General features: G+C 40.9%; 17 protein-coding genes and 1 riboswitch. Of the genes, 5 read left to right on the top strand and 12 right to left on the bottom strand.

Features of this window, described 5'->3' with window-relative positions:
• Positions 1-42: 42 nt before the first annotated feature.
• The gene (locus BUB05_RS03060; RefSeq protein ID WP_073047205.1) at positions 43-1,575 is read right to left on the bottom strand and encodes an AbgT family transporter; all 1,533 of its coding nucleotides are present in this window, start codon (positions 1,573-1,575) and stop codon (positions 43-45) included.
• Between the two features lie 531 nt (positions 1,576-2,106).
• Between BUB05_RS03060 and BUB05_RS03055 the strand changes: the two genes are divergently transcribed.
• Positions 2,107-2,445, top strand: a complete 339-nt coding sequence (locus tag BUB05_RS03055; protein ID WP_073046937.1) for a hypothetical protein — start codon at positions 2,107-2,109, stop codon at positions 2,443-2,445.
• A 109-nt stretch (positions 2,446-2,554) separates the two neighbouring features.
• Here the strand turns inward: BUB05_RS03055 and BUB05_RS03050 are convergent, their stop codons facing one another.
• From BUB05_RS03050 to BUB05_RS03040, 3 genes are all read right to left on the bottom strand, one after another.
• Positions 2,555-2,992 carry a zinc ribbon domain-containing protein gene (locus BUB05_RS03050; protein WP_073046933.1) on the bottom strand — a complete coding sequence of 146 codons (438 nt, stop codon included), beginning with the start codon at positions 2,990-2,992 and terminating at the stop codon, positions 2,555-2,557.
• 111 nt (positions 2,993-3,103) lie between these two features.
• Entirely contained in the window at positions 3,104-3,559 is a 456-nt protein-coding gene (locus BUB05_RS03045; RefSeq protein WP_094762670.1) for a DUF188 domain-containing protein, read from the bottom strand.
• A gap of 103 nt (positions 3,560-3,662) precedes the next feature.
• The gene (locus tag BUB05_RS03040; protein ID WP_073046930.1) at positions 3,663-4,142 is read right to left on the bottom strand and encodes an ECF transporter S component; all 480 of its coding nucleotides are present in this window, start codon (positions 4,140-4,142) and stop codon (positions 3,663-3,665) included.
• A 101-nt stretch (positions 4,143-4,243) separates the two neighbouring features.
• Between BUB05_RS03040 and pdxR the strand changes: the two genes are divergently transcribed.
• Positions 4,244-5,608 carry a MocR-like pyridoxine biosynthesis transcription factor PdxR gene (gene pdxR, locus BUB05_RS03035; protein ID WP_073046927.1) on the top strand — a complete coding sequence of 455 codons (1,365 nt, stop codon included), beginning with the start codon at positions 4,244-4,246 and terminating at the stop codon, positions 5,606-5,608.
• On the opposite strand, the gene BUB05_RS03030 is transcribed toward pdxR, so the two are convergent.
• The gene (locus BUB05_RS03030; protein WP_073046924.1) at positions 5,566-6,693 is read right to left on the bottom strand and encodes an AI-2E family transporter; all 1,128 of its coding nucleotides are present in this window, start codon (positions 6,691-6,693) and stop codon (positions 5,566-5,568) included. The genes pdxR and BUB05_RS03030 overlap by 43 nt on opposite strands.
• Before the next feature lie 352 nt (positions 6,694-7,045).
• Here BUB05_RS03030 and BUB05_RS03025 point away from each other — a divergent pair, with 352 nt between their 5' ends.
• Positions 7,046-7,243, top strand: a complete 198-nt coding sequence (locus BUB05_RS03025) for a hypothetical protein (protein WP_073046921.1) — start codon at positions 7,046-7,048, stop codon at positions 7,241-7,243.
• Positions 7,244-7,364: 121 nt separating this feature from the next.
• Here BUB05_RS03025 and BUB05_RS03020 read toward each other — a convergent pair whose 3' ends face one another.
• From BUB05_RS03020 to BUB05_RS03010, 3 genes are all read right to left on the bottom strand, one after another.
• A complete protein-coding gene (locus tag BUB05_RS03020) occupies positions 7,365-7,565 on the bottom strand; it encodes a cold-shock protein (RefSeq protein ID WP_073047200.1) in 201 nt (66 codons plus the stop codon).
• Positions 7,566-7,813: 248 nt separating this feature from the next.
• Entirely contained in the window at positions 7,814-8,014 is a 201-nt protein-coding gene (locus tag BUB05_RS03015) for a cold-shock protein (protein ID WP_073046918.1), read from the bottom strand.
• A gap of 276 nt (positions 8,015-8,290) precedes the next feature.
• Positions 8,291-8,491: a cold-shock protein gene (locus tag BUB05_RS03010; RefSeq protein WP_073046914.1), complete on the bottom strand. Its 201-nt coding sequence runs from the start codon at positions 8,489-8,491 to the stop codon at positions 8,291-8,293.
• Positions 8,492-8,830: 339 nt separating this feature from the next.
• A riboswitch (cobalamin riboswitch) is annotated at positions 8,831-9,006 on the top strand.
• Between the two features lie 222 nt (positions 9,007-9,228).
• Here BUB05_RS03010 and BUB05_RS03005 point away from each other — a divergent pair.
• Positions 9,229-11,316, top strand: coding sequence for a ribonucleoside triphosphate reductase (locus BUB05_RS03005; RefSeq protein ID WP_073046911.1), 2,088 nt, complete (start codon positions 9,229-9,231; stop codon positions 11,314-11,316).
• Entirely contained in the window at positions 11,316-11,957 is a 642-nt protein-coding gene (locus BUB05_RS03000; protein WP_073046908.1) for an anaerobic ribonucleoside-triphosphate reductase activating protein, read from the top strand. Before BUB05_RS03005 ends, BUB05_RS03000 begins: the two co-directional genes overlap by 1 nt.
• A gap of 209 nt (positions 11,958-12,166) precedes the next feature.
• Here BUB05_RS03000 and BUB05_RS02995 read toward each other — a convergent pair whose 3' ends face one another.
• The 4 genes from BUB05_RS02995 to BUB05_RS02980 all read right to left on the bottom strand — a co-directional run bounded on the left by BUB05_RS02995 (position 12,167) and on the right by BUB05_RS02980 (position 17,190).
• On the bottom strand, positions 12,167-13,000 hold the full coding sequence (locus BUB05_RS02995) for a beta-keto acid cleavage family enzyme (protein ID WP_073046905.1): 834 nt from the start codon (positions 12,998-13,000) through the stop codon (positions 12,167-12,169).
• Between the two features lie 153 nt (positions 13,001-13,153).
• Positions 13,154-14,536: a short-chain fatty acid transporter gene (locus tag BUB05_RS02990; protein ID WP_073046903.1), complete on the bottom strand. Its 1,383-nt coding sequence runs from the start codon at positions 14,534-14,536 to the stop codon at positions 13,154-13,156.
• A gap of 17 nt (positions 14,537-14,553) precedes the next feature.
• Entirely contained in the window at positions 14,554-15,498 is a 945-nt protein-coding gene (locus BUB05_RS02985; RefSeq protein WP_073046900.1) for a 3-hydroxyacyl-CoA dehydrogenase family protein, read from the bottom strand.
• 303 nt (positions 15,499-15,801) lie between these two features.
• Positions 15,802-17,190: a sigma-54 interaction domain-containing protein gene (locus tag BUB05_RS02980; protein ID WP_175548495.1), complete on the bottom strand. Its 1,389-nt coding sequence runs from the start codon at positions 17,188-17,190 to the stop codon at positions 15,802-15,804.
• Between the last annotated feature and the right edge of the window lie 39 nt (positions 17,191-17,229).

Here is a 17,229-nt window from a genome sequence, read left to right as displayed (position 1 = left end):
GCCCCTTAAACTATGGGATTCGTTATTCCCGTTATTTATATCCTAAAGTCCTATGAATGCACCAGGTCCTATTGGCAATCCAAGTAAATACCAGATTCCAAGAAGGATAGTCCATCCAAGAAGGAATATCATTGAATATGGAACCATTGTTGAAATCAGTGTTCCTATTCCCGAATCCTTGTCATATTTCTGTGCAAACACTACTATTACTGCGAAATAAGACATTAGAGGAGTTATGATGTTTGTTGATGAATCACCTATTCTGTATGCAAGCTGAGTGAATTCAGGAGTGAATCCAAGATGATACATCATAGGTACGAATATAGGTGCCATGATTCCCCATTTTGCTGATGCGGACCCTATGAACAAGTTGATGAAACCAGCCACGAGTATGAATGTCACAATTAGAGGGAATCCTGTGAAGCCTATGCTCTTAAGGAACTCTGCTCCCTTTACTGCAAGTATGATACCAAGGTTTGTATGTGAAAAATAGTTGATGAACTGTGCTGCAAAGAAACAAAGCACCAGATATCCTCCCATGGTTGACATGGATTTACTCATATAGCCTATTACATCCTTGTCGCTTTTCACTGTCTTGGCCGCTATACCAAAGGCAAGACCAGGTACCAGGAAGAACAGCATTATTGTAGGCACAAGTCCGTTGTATGTGAATTCTTTCAAACTGCCGTCAACCTTAAGCATTGCATTTTCAGGAACTGTAAGGAAAAGCATCACTCCTGCAAAGATTGCCAGTGCAATACCTGCAGCCTTAAGACCTTTCTTTTCATCCCTTGAAACGAGCATGGAATCTTCCGTGTTGTGGCTTCCCTTGTATTCTCCAAGCCTTGGCTCAACAATCTTTTCAGTAACCCAAGTACCCAATATAGTGATAAGGAAGGTAGAAACAAACATGAAATAGTAGTTCGATGTAGGCAATATGGATGCTTCTATGCTTCCTGCCACAAGAGCTTCGTTTGTAATACCGCTTAGCAGTGGATCAAGAGTTCCGATCAGCAGGTTTGCAGAAAAACCACCTGATACTCCGGCAAAAGCCGCTGCGATTCCTGCAAGGGGATGACGATTCATACTCACGAATACTATTGCTCCCAGAGGCACCAACACTACATAACCTGCATCAGATGCAACGTTTGACATAACTCCAGCGAAAACTACTACAGCTGTAATCAACTTGGGCGGTGTGCTCAAAACAAGTTTCTTCAGCGAAGCGTTGATCAAACCCGTACCTTCAGCTATTCCTACACCCAGCATTGCAACCAGCACTGTTCCCAATGGATGGAATCCGGTGAAGTTCGTGGTTGCACTGTTAAGCATGAATCTTAAGCCTTCTGCATTCAACATTGATACCGCTTCCACGGTCTTTTCCGTCTTGTACTTAGCGTCGTAGAAACTGACTGCCAGACCTGATCTGAAAGCTATCTCCGATATGACCACAACAATAACAGCCAGTAGCAGAAAAAGCGTTGCAGGATGGGGCAATTTGTTTCCAGTTCTTTCAATACTGTTCAGGAATTTGCCGAAGAGGCCTTTTTTTCCTGTTTCCTTTTTTTGTTCCATTCTTTGATCGAATTTTTCCAAAATGATCCTCCTAAAAATTACTATTATTACAAATATTAGATTAATTCTCATAACTGTCTAACTTATAAGTTCTGTTCAATAAAATCAATAAAATGACAACTATGAAAATTATCGAAGTTGTTTTCCACAATTCATTTGATAATGATATCGTGTAAACATTTTCCTTTGTGACAAGTCCTTGATGATAACCATTACTTAAGAATGCTGCAACATGTTCTTTAACTTAGGTTGATTTGACTATATCATTTTTGAATTCAAATTGATATTTATTAACTTTTTTCTCTCTCTCCACAAGAGTTATTAACTTATTTCTCTCATGATAAAAAAATGCAAAACCGCCATATCCCAATGATTCCAAGGATTTCATCATCCGCTATATATTTTGTGATTTTCCACATTTTAAAGTATTTTTCCTTGTTTTTTAATAAAATCCGGAATAGTTTAACATTCCCGTTGAAATGAATATCCCGTGAATATATAATTATCCTATGAATCCAAGGAGGAAATGACATGCCATTTATAACAGTAAAAGTACCAAAGAAGGAAATGAAACTTGATATCGAGAAACTGGGAAGGGATATTTCAGATAAGACAAGTCTGGAAATGCACAGGGTAAACCTGATGGTTGAATATCACGACAAGGACACCTTCTTCAAGGGATCAGGTGACGACTATCCTGCAGTGCACCTTGCAGCCGGAGCAGGAAACGGGCAGGAATTCATACAGAATCTTGCAAAAGCCACTGCGAACCTCGTAGAAGAGCAACTCGGTCTGCCGGAAAATTCAGTCTTCGCCTACTGTCACCCTATAGAAAAGGGATATCTACTTGTCAATGGAGAATTCAAATAGAAGATAAGCCACAGAATATTCAAGAGCAGAAACCTAAACAAAAAAATAGCTGTCCCGGATATCTCCCGGACAGCATTTTTTAACTTTGCTTATGTTACAAAATAGTCGCTTATTCAGTTTCTTCTGCTTCCTCAGCTTCCTCTCCAAGCTTTGTTCCGCATTTTCCGCAGAACATTGCGTCTGCAGGATTTTCAGCTCCGCATTTTGGGCATGTTGACATTTCCACAGTTTCAGCTTCAACCTCTTCAGTTTCTCCCGTTTCCTTCTGGTCAACATTTTTCTTTGCTTCCTCTTTTTGTTCTATTTCCTTCTCAATCTCAAGTATTTCCTTGAATTTCTCTTCAAGGACCTCAAGTTCAAAGCTGTCGCTTTTCAGCATTTCATAAGTCAGTTTGCCAAGCTCGTTTATGCTTGACTTCTTATCATTTTTAAGGGATATAATTTGCGACTGAAGCTTGCCGGTTTCAACCAACTCACCTGATTTCTGACTTGCAACATGAATACCCTTATCTATGCCTTTTTTAATCTTTCCAAACAAATCTGCCATTTCCATACCTCCTAAAAATTATTCCTCGTCTTTATTTAATTATATAATATATCCGTATTCAATACAAATTAATACTGGATTAAAATATAATTTTTTCATTTTTGCATATTCCTATCTCTTCAGCTTGTTTTCTATTGTTTTCAGCAATTCTTCCTCGAACAGGAGGTCTTCCTGTCTTTTTCTCTTCTTCGGCCCTCTTGTCCGTCCTCCGCCCCTTCTGATTTTCTGACCCATATACCTTTTCATCAGCAGCTTGTCCATATTCTCATAGGTGTATGTGAATCCAACGGGATTCAGTATCGCATATACCTTATCAAGAAGGAGACTTGCCAGTCCATAGTCCTGTGTGACAACAACATCATCCTTCCTTGCTATTTCTATGATTCTGAAATCGGCGGAGTCCCTTCCCTTGTCTACAATGATGGTCCTGAAGTCACCATACATGTTGTGATCTATGCTGGACACTACGACCATGTCTATCATAAAATAGGCTGCATATTCTTCGCATATTTTCCTTGCCTTTTGCGGACATCCGTCCCCGTCAACTATTATCTTCATCTTTGCCATACCTTCTATCCTGTGAATATAATCCGGACCTTCGGTCCCCGGGAAGATAAAAAAACCTTCCTGCTATATTAATTATATATCCAGGAAGGCAATTTAACAAATGTTAAATCTTGAATCTTGAAAAAGGTTTTATTAATATCATTGCTATTATGATTCCTACTGCAAACTGAAGTACGTTCCAAGGTATGCTCACAAGTGGTGCCGCCAGATTACTGTACAGAAAAGCTTCATATACATAGTACCCTGCCACCATTACAAGTCCTCCCACAATCATGGAACCCGCAATTGTACTGTTATTCTTGTTCCTTGCAAGACCTGTAATATATGCCATGGCACCCTTTAGGATCACAGTTGCAGGAATGTAGACCACATATCCCTTCAAGCCGTCAGCCATTGCAGAACCAAGTACTGAGGCAAGCATTCCGTAGTGTGGTCCCAACAGAAGACCCGACAGGAAAACTGCTGCATCTCCCAAATGAATGTATCCCGAAAAAGGAAGTGCAGTACCTATATATGTTGCTACATAAACCACTGCAGCCATTAGCGCCGATAAAGTTATTATTCTTGTTTTATTTTCTCTCATAAAAATTCTCCTTCACATTGTTTCTTTAATACAATATAATATACATGTGACCACTTGGAAAGATACAGATTTAATATTTTGAATAAGGACAGAGGTGGATTATGATATTTACTTTCATTCCCGACAAGGAATCCAAAAAGCCCGTTTACATACAGCTCTATGAACATATCAGAGATGAAATCAAGAACCAGACAATCAAGAAAGGAGAAAAGCTTCCCTCCATAAGGGAAACTGCCTCCACATACAAGATAAGCAAAACTACAGTTGAAAATTCATATTTCCAGCTCCTGACGGAAGGGTATATAGAAAGCCTTCCAAAGAAAGGGTATTTCGCACAGGACCTGAGGGACTATTTCTCAGGTGAAGGTATTGAACCAACACCTATGGAATCCGAAAATACAACTTCTTACAATGAAGCGGAAAACCATGACAAGTTCAAAAATGAAAATGTTCACCTTGGAAGCATAGACACAAAAATATGGAAAAAGCTCTACAACAGGGTATTGACGGATTTCGAGGAAGAAGTCTACAGTTCCGGTTCCTACCAGGGCGAATACAAGCTTAGATATGAAATATCCAACTTTGTAAACAAGACAAGAGGAGGCAAAACGAGGCCTGAACAGATAGTAATAGGAGCGGGAATACAATATCTCATAGGCATACTTGCAGGAATGGTAAAAAACCAAATAAAAACTGCAGCAGTTGAATACCCCGGATACGAAAAGGCAAAATACATATTTGAGGACTACGGATTCCAGACAGTTGACATCCCTGTAAAGGAGGACGGTCTAAATCTACAGTACCTTGAAGACTCCCAGGCAGAGATAGCCTATGTGTCCCCATCCCACCAGTTCCCGACAGGATCACTTATGCCCATAGGAAAAAGGCTTGACCTTCTTTCCTGGGCCGAAAAGAACAAAAGCTTCATACTGGAAGACGACTACGACAGCCTCATACGCTTCGAATCACTGCCCGTTCCGTGCCTCCAGGGTCTTGACAAGGACGACAGGGTGATATACCTGGGATCCTTCTCAAAAATACTTACTCCGGCCATGAGAATGTCATACATGATACTTCCTGAGCGGCTACTGGAAAGCTACAGGATCATTTCATCAAAATACACACAGTCTGCTTCAAAGCTTGAGCAGCTCACCCTTGCTTCTTTTATCGAGGAGGGACATATATACAAGCACCTGAGGAAGATAAAGAGGATTTACAGCAGAAAGAGAAATCTCATAAAAGAATACCTTGAATATCTGTGGGGATATGAAGTGACAATGATAAGTGCAGACTCAGGCCTCCATGCAGTTGTTTCACTTGAAAGCAAAAAGTCTGCAGAAGAAATCATCGATTTCTTTGCAGACAAGGGTGTTCTCGTAAATATAATAAGAAAAAAGGGTGACGTTTATGAAATTTCAATTTCCTACAGCGGATTATCCTTTGAGGAGCTTGAACTCTCCCTTTGAGCAAGTCGCAGTTCCACATCCTCTTCAATGAGAGTCTTTACAAGCACTACAGTAGGCACTCCAAGAATCATTCCAAGGGGACCTGCTGCAATTGCTCCCATGCTGACTCCGGATATTACCCAGAAGGGACTTACTCCTACGGCTTTTCCTATTATTCTTGGGTCTATGAAGTTTGCATCAACCTGTCCTACGGCAATGATAATTATCAACGCAACGAGAGCCTTTGGAGGGTTGACGAACAGCGACACGACTATAACGGGCACCGAACCGAAGAAGGGACCGAAGTAAGGTATCATATTTGCAGCCCCAACAAGGATTCCCATAATAAGGCCGTAGGGAACCCCGAATATGGTGAAGAGAAATATGTTTATCATTCCAACGATTGTGGAATCAAGAATTTTCCCGTTGAAATACATCTTGAAGATATGATTTGCCTTTTCCAGTACTTCTTCAAGCTTTTTGGCCCTGTTTTCACTGAAATATGCATGGTTTGTCCTTTTCACCCTATTCAGAAGGTCTTCCTTTTCAAGGAGCATGTAGATGGACATTACAAAGCTCGACAGGAATGCCAGGATGCCGCCTCCAATGTTGGATACGAGGCTTACGACAAAATTTGAAATATATTGAAGCGCCGCTGTTATATATTCAATAACCTGCTGGCTGGTCTCGCCGGTTGAATCCGTAAAATTGTCAAGGACCCATGTAACAATTGCATTGTTCGTCCTGCTACTCAAGTCTTCAATATACCTGTTCACATCTATGTCCCCGTTTACGAAAAAATCCACCAGTGAATTGAAGTTTTCCGATATTACAGGCACTACGAATGATATGGCCGCAGCCACTGCTCCTACAAAAATCAGATAGGTAAGGAGTATTCCTACCGTCCTTTTCATCTTGAGCCTTTTGATGAATACATTGGCCACTGAGTCCAGTATGTAGGCTATGGCAAAGGCCAGTATCACAGGCCTGAACACGCTTATTATTGATGTCAGTGCACCGCTGTTGAAAAACAGGAATGCAATAACTATGGCTATGGTTATCAGCGGCAGATAAAGCCTTATTATGCTCTTTGTTGCAGTTTTCATACATCTCTCCATTTAATATATTTAATCTATCCAGTCAGCTTCGACCCTTCAAGTAGACTTCAATCATTCCACATTATAACATCTTTGAATGTTTTTGTGAATTGAAATTCAAGTCATTGCTTAATTCCATTGCATATATTAAAATATTAATATAGCTACAAAACCATGTTAAGTTAATCCAATAAAAGCAGATACATTGTAAAGGAGGAATCATATGTTTGGGTCATCTGCAAATCTTGAAAGAGAATTGATTGAAAGCATTGAAAAGTCAATAGTTGAAAGAAAAGAAAACCTATGCGCCACCTGAAACGCCACTAAGACACTGTCGCTCCCGTGGGGAGTCAAGGAACCTGTGGACCCTGAAAATGCACAGGCTGTAATGCACTATATACAGGATCTCAAGGACAAGGTTATCGTCCTGCCCTCTGAAAACGAAGTGAAAATGCTTGCAGCATCAGTGAAGGAAAGAAAGGGAAAATACCTGTTGATCTACAGATATGAAATAACGAAACAAAACAACAATATACTGCCGGATATGGATTTTCTGTAAATCAAGAAATAAACAACAGAGCCGCACTGCAATGGACAAAAGGCAGGTATCTTTACACGGATCTGCCTTTTTAATTGCAATAAAAAAACCCCGTGCTATTGCACAGGGTCCGAAAATTCAATTATCTTGCGATTTGGATATTTTCTGCTTGAGGTCCTTTTTGACCTTGAACTACGTCAAAAGTAACGCTTTGTCCTTCTTCCAAAGTCTTGTATCCGTCTACCTGGATTTGAGAGAAGTGTGCAAAAACATCTACTCCGTCATCTCCTGTAATAAATCCAAAACCTTTCTCTGAGTTAAACCATTTTACTGTACCATTCATCATGTGTACCTCCTAATTATATTTTCCTTAAATTCGTGTAACTAATAACATTTTTCTTAATCAGGACAGCACCAAGTGAATATGAACACCAATCAGAAATTACCTGTTACAAATTTACTACTCTTTAAGCAACACCTAATATTACCATTAATAATTGATTTTGTCAAATACTTAGGGCTGTAAATACATTAAGAAAATGTAAAAATATAAAAAACCCCGCGCTTACAGCACAGGGTACGTAAATTCAATTAACCAACGATTTCGATGTTTTCAGCTTGAGGTCCTTTTTGACCTTGAACTACTTCGAAAGTTACGCTTTGTCCTTCTTCCAAAGTTTTGTATCCATCTACTTGTATTTGAGAGAAGTGTGCGAAAACGTCAACTCCGTCATCTCCTGTTATAAATCCAAATCCTTTTTCTGCGTTAAACCATTTAACTGTACCACTCATTGTGTGTACCTCCTAATCATTTTTTCCTTAAACACTTGTAACTAATAACATCTTTCTTAATCAGGATGACACTAATGAATACGAGCACCAATCAGAAATTACCTGTTACTAATTTTACTGTCGATTTAAGCAACAAAATTATGATACCACTAAAACAATGTCTTGTCAACAAAAAAAGATGGCCTAAAACAAGCAAGCCGCCTAAGCTTAGCCGCTTCCAAGCCTTCAATCAATAAAAAAATCCCGAACCATATGGTTCGGGATTTGAAAATTCAATTATCTTGCGATTTGGATATTTTCTGCTTGCGGACCTTTTTGACCTTGAACTACATCAAAAGTCACTTCTTGTCCTTCTTCCAGAGATTTATAGCCATCAACCTGGATTTGTGAGAAATGTGCAAATACATCTACTCCGTCATCTCCTGTTATAAAACCAAATCCTTTTTCTGCATTAAACCATTTTACTGTACCACTCATTGTGTGTACCTCCTAATTTTATTTTTCCTAAAATTCTTGTAACTAATAACATTTTCATAATCAGGATAACACTTAATGAATACAGCACCAATCTGAAATTACCTGCTACTAAATTTACTTTCGTTTTAAGCAACTATAAAATAATAACACTAATATCTCATCTTGTCAACATAAATCTGTGTATGTCTTAGTTGTATATCTGCATCAATTACATTCATAACACCAATATATAGGAAAGAAAGTTGCCAAATTCCATCCTCAGTTTCATCTTAATTACTGAACCTTATTTTTTATTCAAATTCCATTGACACCCAATATAGGGTATGTTAACATCTATATGTAACTAAATATTGTATAGGTGCTTCAAGAGAAGATAATAGGGAAAGAGGTGAAATTCCTCTACAGCCCCCGCTACTGTAAGGATGACGAAACCTTGTGACCACTGGTGAAATCGGGAAGGAAAAGGAAGTAGAATGAATCCGAGTCAGGAGACCTGCCTACACGAATTTGAGAAACTTCGGAGGGAAGTCGACTTGATTTAAACATGTGATTAAGCCGCAAACTCCTGCCCAGCAGGAGTTTTTATATTAGCTTGAAAAGTTAAAAATATGTAAAATCCACGACACAGCTATTTACGGGGTCCGGTATCCCATATATAATCTATGCATTTCCATAATTTAATCAGGAATACAATTAAATCATGGAAATGACACAACATAAAAAAGGGAGGAAATATTTTGATAACATCGGTAAGAAAGAGAAGCGGAGAAATCAAGGAATTCAAGGACATCAAGATTGCAAGGGCTATATTCAAGGCCGCCATGGCCTGCGGGGGAACAGACTTTGATCTGGCACGGGAACTTACGGACCAGGTAAAGGAAGTACTTGAAAAAAAATATGATTCACCCATAGAAATAGAAAAAATCCAGGATACCATAGAAAAGGTTTTAATAGAAAACGGTCATGCCCAGACTGCCAAGAAATTCATACTTTACAGGCAGCAAAGATCGGAGGCCAGGCAGAAGGACTCACTGGTTGGAGCAACCATCAACCTCATGAACAACTACCTCAACGAATCGGACTGGCAGATAAAAGAGAATGCCAACGGTTCCGACAGGTCTGTCATGGCACTTTACAATTATACAAGAGAGGAATTCGTAAAGCTTTACTGGTTAAACGAAATATATCCTGTAGAGGTGTCAAACGCCCACGAAAGCGGAGACCTCCACATCCACGACCTCGGCTTCCTTGCGCCATACTGTTCCGGATGGGACCTTTATCAGCTCATCGTAAACGGATTCAGGGGTTCAAGACAGTCAAGCTGTCCTGCATCACACTTTTCAACAATACTGGGACAGCTTGCAAACAGCATATTCGCAACACAACAGGAAAACGCAGGAGCACAGGCATTTTCATCCTTTGATACCTACCTTGCTCCATTCATACGATACGACAAACTGACCTACGCAGAAGTCAGGAGGCATCTAAGGTCATTCATATTCGAAATAAACATGCCCATGAGAATAGGCGGACAGGCTCCCTTCTCAAACCTTACCTTTGACCTGACCTGTCCTGCAAACCTTAAGGACACCCCTGTAACCATAGGCGGCAAGGTTATGGACACAAACTACGGAAACTTCCAGGCGGAGATGGACATCCTCAACAAGGCTTTCGTGGACTGCATGATGGATGGTGATGCAGACAACAGATTCTTCACCTTCCCTGTTGTGACCCTCAACGTCGACGAAAAATTCCCATGGGATACGGACGTTGCGGACAAATGGATGGACCTTACAGTGAAATTCGGTGCGCCTTATTTTGCAAACTTCATAAACTCGGACCTTTCACCTGAAGATGCCAGGTCCATGTGCTGCAGACTTAGGCTTGACAACAGAGAATTGAGAAAAAGGGGCGGCGGACTCTTCGGTTCCAACCCCCTTACCGGAAGCATAGGAGTTGTAACCCTTAACATGCCTAGAATAGGATACAAGGCAAGGACAAGGGAGCAGTTCTTCAAGATACTTAAGAGCAATATGGAAATAGCAAGGGAATCCCTTGAACTCAAGAGGAAAAACCTCGAAAGATGGACTGAAGAAGGACTGTATCCTTACTGCAGCGAATATCTGAAAGGTAACTATGATGCGACAGGAAAATACTGGATGAACCATTTCTCCACTATCGGACTTGTAGGCATGAATGAAGCCGTGGAAAATTTCATGGGCAAGGACATAGGCTCGGATAAGGGCCTTAAGATGGCAAACGACATAATGGACTTCATGAGAGAAGAGATAAGCCGGTTCCAGGAAGAAACCGGAAATCTCTACAATCTTGAGGCCACTCCGGCGGAATCCACTGCATACAGGCTTGCTCTCAAGGATAGAAAGCTATATCCTGACATAATCACCCAGGGAAGTGTAGAAACCCCATACTATACAAATTCAAGCCAGCTCCCCTCGAAATATACGGACGATATCTTCGAGGTAATGGACCTTCAGGACGAGCTTCAAACCAAATATACCGGCGGTACGGTGCAGCATCTGTACACAGGCGACAAGGTTACGGATCCCAAGGTCGTGGGAAACCTGATAAAAAGCATATTCTCACAGTACAATATGCCCTATATCTCCTATACCCCTACCTTCTCCCATTGTCCCGACCACGGATACATAAAGGGAGAATACTGGGAGTGTCCTGACTGCGGCAAGACCACAGACGTATACAGTCGTGTAACGGGATACTACAGACCTATTCAAAGATTCAACGACGGAAAAACACAGGAGTTCAAGGACAGGACAAAATTCTCCATGGAAAGGATAACTATTTAATGAAAGTTGCAGCATATGTGAAGACCTCCCTGGTGGATTTCCCCGAAAACATAGCTTCGGTGATTTTCACCCAGGGATGCAATATGAACTGTCCCTATTGTCACAACAAGGACCTTTGCACCATGAAGGATATGGTTGACAACCAGGACATAATATCCCACCTTGCCAAAAGGGCGGGAACAATACAGGGAGTGGTGATCTCCGGAGGAGAGCCAACCCTACAGCCCAGACTCAAGGACAACTGCAGGAAGATAAAATCCATGGGCTTCAAGGTAAAACTTGATACAAACGGCACAAATCCCCGGATCATCAAAGAATTGATTAAGGAAGATCTGGTGGACTATATAGCAATGGATGTAAAGGCTCCTCCCCAAAAGTACAGGGACCTATGCGGTCTCGACTTCCGCGATGTGGAGGAAAGTTTCAACATAATAAAAAGTTTCAAGAACCATGAATTCAGAACTACCTTCTATCCTTTGCTGGATGCTTCAGACATAAAGGACATTGTAGATATGACCGGTACTAAAAATTACTACCTCCAACAGTACAGGCCCATATCCGATGACTCTCCTCCCTCCTATGAATCTGAAAGCGTCCGGGACCTATGCCGGGATCTGAAGATCAAATACAGAGGAATATAACATGAAAAAGACCATGCATCGATTTAATCGTACATGGCCTTTTTTGGTCTTTCTTGATTTGTTTTATAATCAGGAACGTTCATATTGGCTTGTTTAACCAAGATTGTTGATGTTGTCTAATTGTTTGTTGATTTTGTGTTTGTATATAAGGAGTTTTTCCAATATGATGTTCCATAATTAACGCTATGGCTCAGTCATATGAAAGTTGATTATGCTTTTACAACCTGCTTCAATCCAAGAATCTCCCTTGCATCTTCCACAGTTGCAACCTGGTTTCCGAACTCCCTGATTATATTCGCAGCTCTTGTTACAAACTGTGAATTGGATTCGGCAAGAACACCCTTTGCAAACAGTACATTGTCTTCCATTCCCACTCTGATATGTCCACCCATTGCAATTGCAGCCATGAGTATAGGCATGTGTCCTCTTCCTATTCCTATAGCCGACCATGTTGATCCTTCAGGAATAAGGTTCTTCAGGTATACAAGGTTGTCAACAGTTGCAGTGGTTCCACCTGGAGCACCAAGTACAAACTGATAGTGAACAGGTGCTTTAAGTACGCCCTTCTTCAAATAATATAGGGAGTTGTAAACCATTCCAGCATCGAATATTTCAACTTCAGGCTTGACTCCGTTGTCCTGCATAGTCTGTCCGAGCTCTTCAAGAAACTTCGGATGGTTTATGAAAAGGGCATTGTGTCCCCAGTTCATTGAACCGCAGTCGTATGATGCCATATCAGGCTTGATTGCCTTTAGGTGGGCCTGTCTGGTTTCATCCGTTGCATTAAGGTCTCCGGATGTTGTAAGGTTGAGGATTATGTCGCATTTCTCTCTAATAAGCTTGACTGTCTCTTCAAACTTCTCAGTGCTCATAGTTCCCATACCTTCGTCATCTCTCATGTGAAGGTGTGCAACAGCGGCTCCCGCCTTATAGCATTCGTATACATCGTCAGCAATTTCCTGAGGTGTAAGAGGTATGTTCGGATTATCCTTCTTTGTAGGCCACGCGCCTGTTGTAGCCACTGTAATAATTGTTTTAGCCATTTTATTCATCTCCTAATTCGTAATTTGCTTTCTTGCAGTTTTTCTTACAGCTTAGGAAAGTTTGAAGTGCATAACCCCTTGAAGCATTGGTGTTATGCATTAAAGGTAACTTTCCTTCGCGTCTTAAAAACTGCTAAAGCAGTTTTTCTTGTCTTATATTATTCCCGGTAAAACCAGAAGTCCTATTGTTGTCACTATTGCCCATATAAACCATATGAATGCCATGAATCCCCATACTTCCTTGAGCTTGATATTAACAAGTGCTAGGGCAGGTATTACATATAGAGGCTGGATAAGGTTTGTAGCCTCGTCTCCAAGTATGAATGCATTTACTATTGTAGGTATGTGAGCATTCAGCGCCTGTGACGCTTCAACCAGTACAGGACCCTGGATAATCCACTGTCCACCCTGTGAAGGTACAAACAGGTTTACTATTGATGCCGAAAGGTATGCGAAGAAGGGCATAGTTGTAGCTGTTGCAACCTGGATAAGCCCGTTTGCCATTACCGCAGTAAGACCTGACCCCGACATGATTCCCATGATTCCACCATAGAATGGGAACTGAAGCATAACCTGTGTTGCCGGCTGTATGGCATCCTTAAATGCACCAACAAACTTGATAGGTGTGTTGTAAAGGAATGTGTTGAGGGTAAGGAACAGGAATATTACAAAGTTGAAGTTAAGTGAACCTATGAATCCCTTTGTGGCGAATGAATATCCGATAACTATGATACCTGCTATTCCAAGTATATACATAAGAACCTTGTTGTTGTTCATCTTGTCTGCAGGTGTCATATTCTCGATTACTGCTTCTTCATGAACCTCTTCCTTGTATCCTTCATATGAAACAACTTCATGCTTTGGCGGCTTTGTCATTATACCTATGAGAATTGTAACAACTGCCAGGGTGAAGAACAAAACTGTATTTACAGGGTTGTATGTAGTAAGGTTTTGAGGAATAACTCCAATCTTATCTGCAAGGAAGTGTCCTTCCGTTGCCAAAAGGGCATATGCTGAAGCACTTGGGCACCAGCTTTGTCCAAGGATCATTGTAGAGTATCCTGCTGCTATCATTAGAGGGAAGTGCATTCCCTTTACATTCTTTGAAAGCTGCATTGCAAGTATAGGCGTAAGTATAAGTGAAAATGCCCAGTTTATTAGACTTGATGCAAGTCCGAACACCAGCAGTATAACCATTGCAGTGGCTCTTGATTTCGGCAGCGATGCAACCTTTTTGAGTATCTTCTCAACTTGTGGAGACTTGGCAGCAGCACCACAGCAGATAACCATGAATGACATCTGGAATGCAAACGAAATCATTGACCAGAGACCTCCGTACCAGCTGTTGATAAGAGTTATCGGGCCTGTTCCTGTTACCACCAGTCCCAGCACAAATACTATGAGTGTAAGAATGATACAGAATACGAACGAATCAGGTATTATCTTGTCTGCTGCAAACTGGAAATTCTTTGAGAATCTCCAAAGAAAGCTGCCCTTGTTATTGCTGTTTATATTTTCTTTAGAATTTATTGACATATATTATCCTCCTAATATCATATGTAGTTCTTTGAGGTCTTAAGCTGAGTCAACAGCTTTTTGGTGTAATTTCTCTTGATGCCATCAATTTCCTCAGGGGCGTATTGATAGAAACCTTCTCCAGATTTGAGACCGAGCTTTCCATTCTGCACCTTTTCATGGAGAAGCTTGTTGGCACTTGTTGAATTGTCCATTTCAGGTAGAAGATTGTCTCCCACGATTGCCCATATATCAAGTCCGCCGAAATCCGCTATTTCAAGCTGACCCGTACTGCAGTACCTGAATGCAGGTCCGAACTTGAGTGCATTGTCGATATCCTGTGGAGCCGCCACACCCATTTCTATGAGCGAGAACACCTCTCTTGCCACACCCTGCTGGATCCTGTTGGCAACCAGTCCTGGTACATCCTTCAGAACCTTGACTATGTTCTTCCCTACCGACTTATAAAGGTCTTCCACCGTTTTATAAGTTTCTTCACTGGTGTCTCCGAAATATGTGATTTCTGCAATAGGCATTATATGCGCCGGATTGTACCAGTGTGTTACCAGTGACTTGCTCTTTCTGTCGTCGGATATGTCCTTTGTGATATCCGAAATTTTAAGACTTGAAGTATTACTTGATAGTATTGCATGTTTTGGACAAATTTCATCCAATGATTTAAAAATTTTCTGCTTCAATGAAACGTTTTCAACTGCAGCTTCAACAACATAGTCTGCATCCTTTGCTGCCTCTTCCAGATCACCATAGATCCCTATTCTTCCTAAAATGCTTTCGAAGTCATCCTTTTTGATGACTTCTTCCTCTGCCAGAACGACAAGCTCTTCTTTGATGATATCAAGGACAGTTTCTCTCATATTGTCATTGATTTCAAATACGCTCACATTGTAGCCATGAATAGCGAAACATTCCGCTATGCCGTGACCCATTGTTCCGGCTCCGATTACTGTAATGTTTTTAATCATTTTGCACCTCCTGCCCTATATAAGTGCAACAAGCGTGCCAAAAAAGAAAACATTTTCAATGCACTGATGAAATCACCCTTGCCCATAGCCTACAAAGTACCTTTAGCCCAATAAAGTCAACACTTTTAAGGTTATGCATTTTTTTGTTTTGCCAAGCTGGTTAAAGGTTCTTCCCATGTTGTTTTTACAAAACGCAGATGCATTATCGCATCGTTCAATAATTAACAAGCCTGCACTAATATTCATATGCAGGCTTCAAAGGTCTTTCGATGCTTTTTTGCATCTCGATGCTTTTCCGCATCTCTACTTTAAATTGTATTTTCTCATCTTCCTCACAACATTTGACTGATTTATTCCAAGTACCCTGGCCATATCCCTGGTGCTGCCGTGTTCCCTCATTGCCCTCTTGAGGATTTCTATCTCCAGTTTTTCCACCTCATCCTTAATATTGCAGGAACCGAAATTCTTCTCATCATCACCTATGAGAAGGACCTTTCTGATATCCCCTTCACCTATTTCATCGTTCATCGTTATAACAACAAGCCTCTCGATAATATTTTCAAGCTCCCTGACATTTCCCGGCCAGTCGTATACAAGGAGCAGCCTTTTGGCATCTTCATTGAAATGCTTGCTCTTTCCGTATTTCTTATTGAACCTGTCTATAAAGAAATCTCCAAGTTCAGGAATATCTTCCTTCCTGTCCCTGAGAGGCTTCACATTTATCGGCAGTACATTGAGCCTGTAATAGAGGTCAAGCCTGAACTTTCCTTCCTCTGCACGAGCCTTCAAATCCCTGTTGGTAGCTGCAATGATTCTTATATCCACCTTAATGGGATCATTCTTGCCTATTCTCATTATTTCCTTCTGCTGAATTACCCTAAGCAGCTTGGATTGAAGATTCAATGGAAGCTCCCCAATCTCATCCAGAAGAACCGTACCTCCATCAGCCAATTCCAACAGTCCAATCTTCTTTTTTTCGGCACCCGTAAAGGATCCCTTTTCATGGCCGAAAAGCTCCGATTCCATAAGATTGTCCGGAATTGCAGCACAATTGATTTTTATATAGGGTTTGTCTCTTCTGCTGCTTTTAGTATACACTTCATTGGCGATAACCTCCTTGCCGACTCCGGTTTCACCAATTATCAGAATGTTGACATCCGTATCCGCTATATGCTCTATTTCATTTTTTATACTTTCAATATGACTGCTTACTCCAATCATGGTATTCTTTGATGCAAGAGCCTTCTTAAGATGGTCTATTTCAAGTTTTTTCTTATATGTATCTTTTTTTGCTACCGCCAGTTTTTCCCTGGCTGATTCCAGTTCTTCCTTTATACCTTCAAGTTCCTCAATCTGCCTGTCGTTTACAACTACATACTTGATGGTTCCATCTTCATTGAATATGGGTATTCCCGACACAAGCATCTCATTTCCCGTCTTTAGACTCTTGCCGATGGAATTCATGGCCTTTTTGTTCTTGATCACCTTGAGGGTAACAGAATTCGTAAAGAGACTCCCCTCCAGATCTGAAATATTCCTGCCGACAACCTCCTCGGCAGCTATGCCCGTCATCCTCGTATATGCTGAATTGACAAACAGCACCTCGCCGTCTCCTGCAGACACAAAAATTGCATCGTGGAGATAATTGGCTATCTCTTCAAAATCCAGTTTGTTTTTTTCTTTGATTTCCAAACAAATCAACCCCTTAATCATTAATAGAAAATGTAGATC

The sequence above is a fragment of the Dethiosulfatibacter aminovorans DSM 17477 genome (assembly GCF_900142005.1).
GTDB classification, from domain to species: Bacteria; Bacillota; Clostridia; order Tissierellales; family Dethiosulfatibacteraceae; genus Dethiosulfatibacter; species Dethiosulfatibacter aminovorans.
Note: the sequence above shows the minus strand (reverse complement) of the source record. Positions and strands in the feature narration are given on the sequence as shown.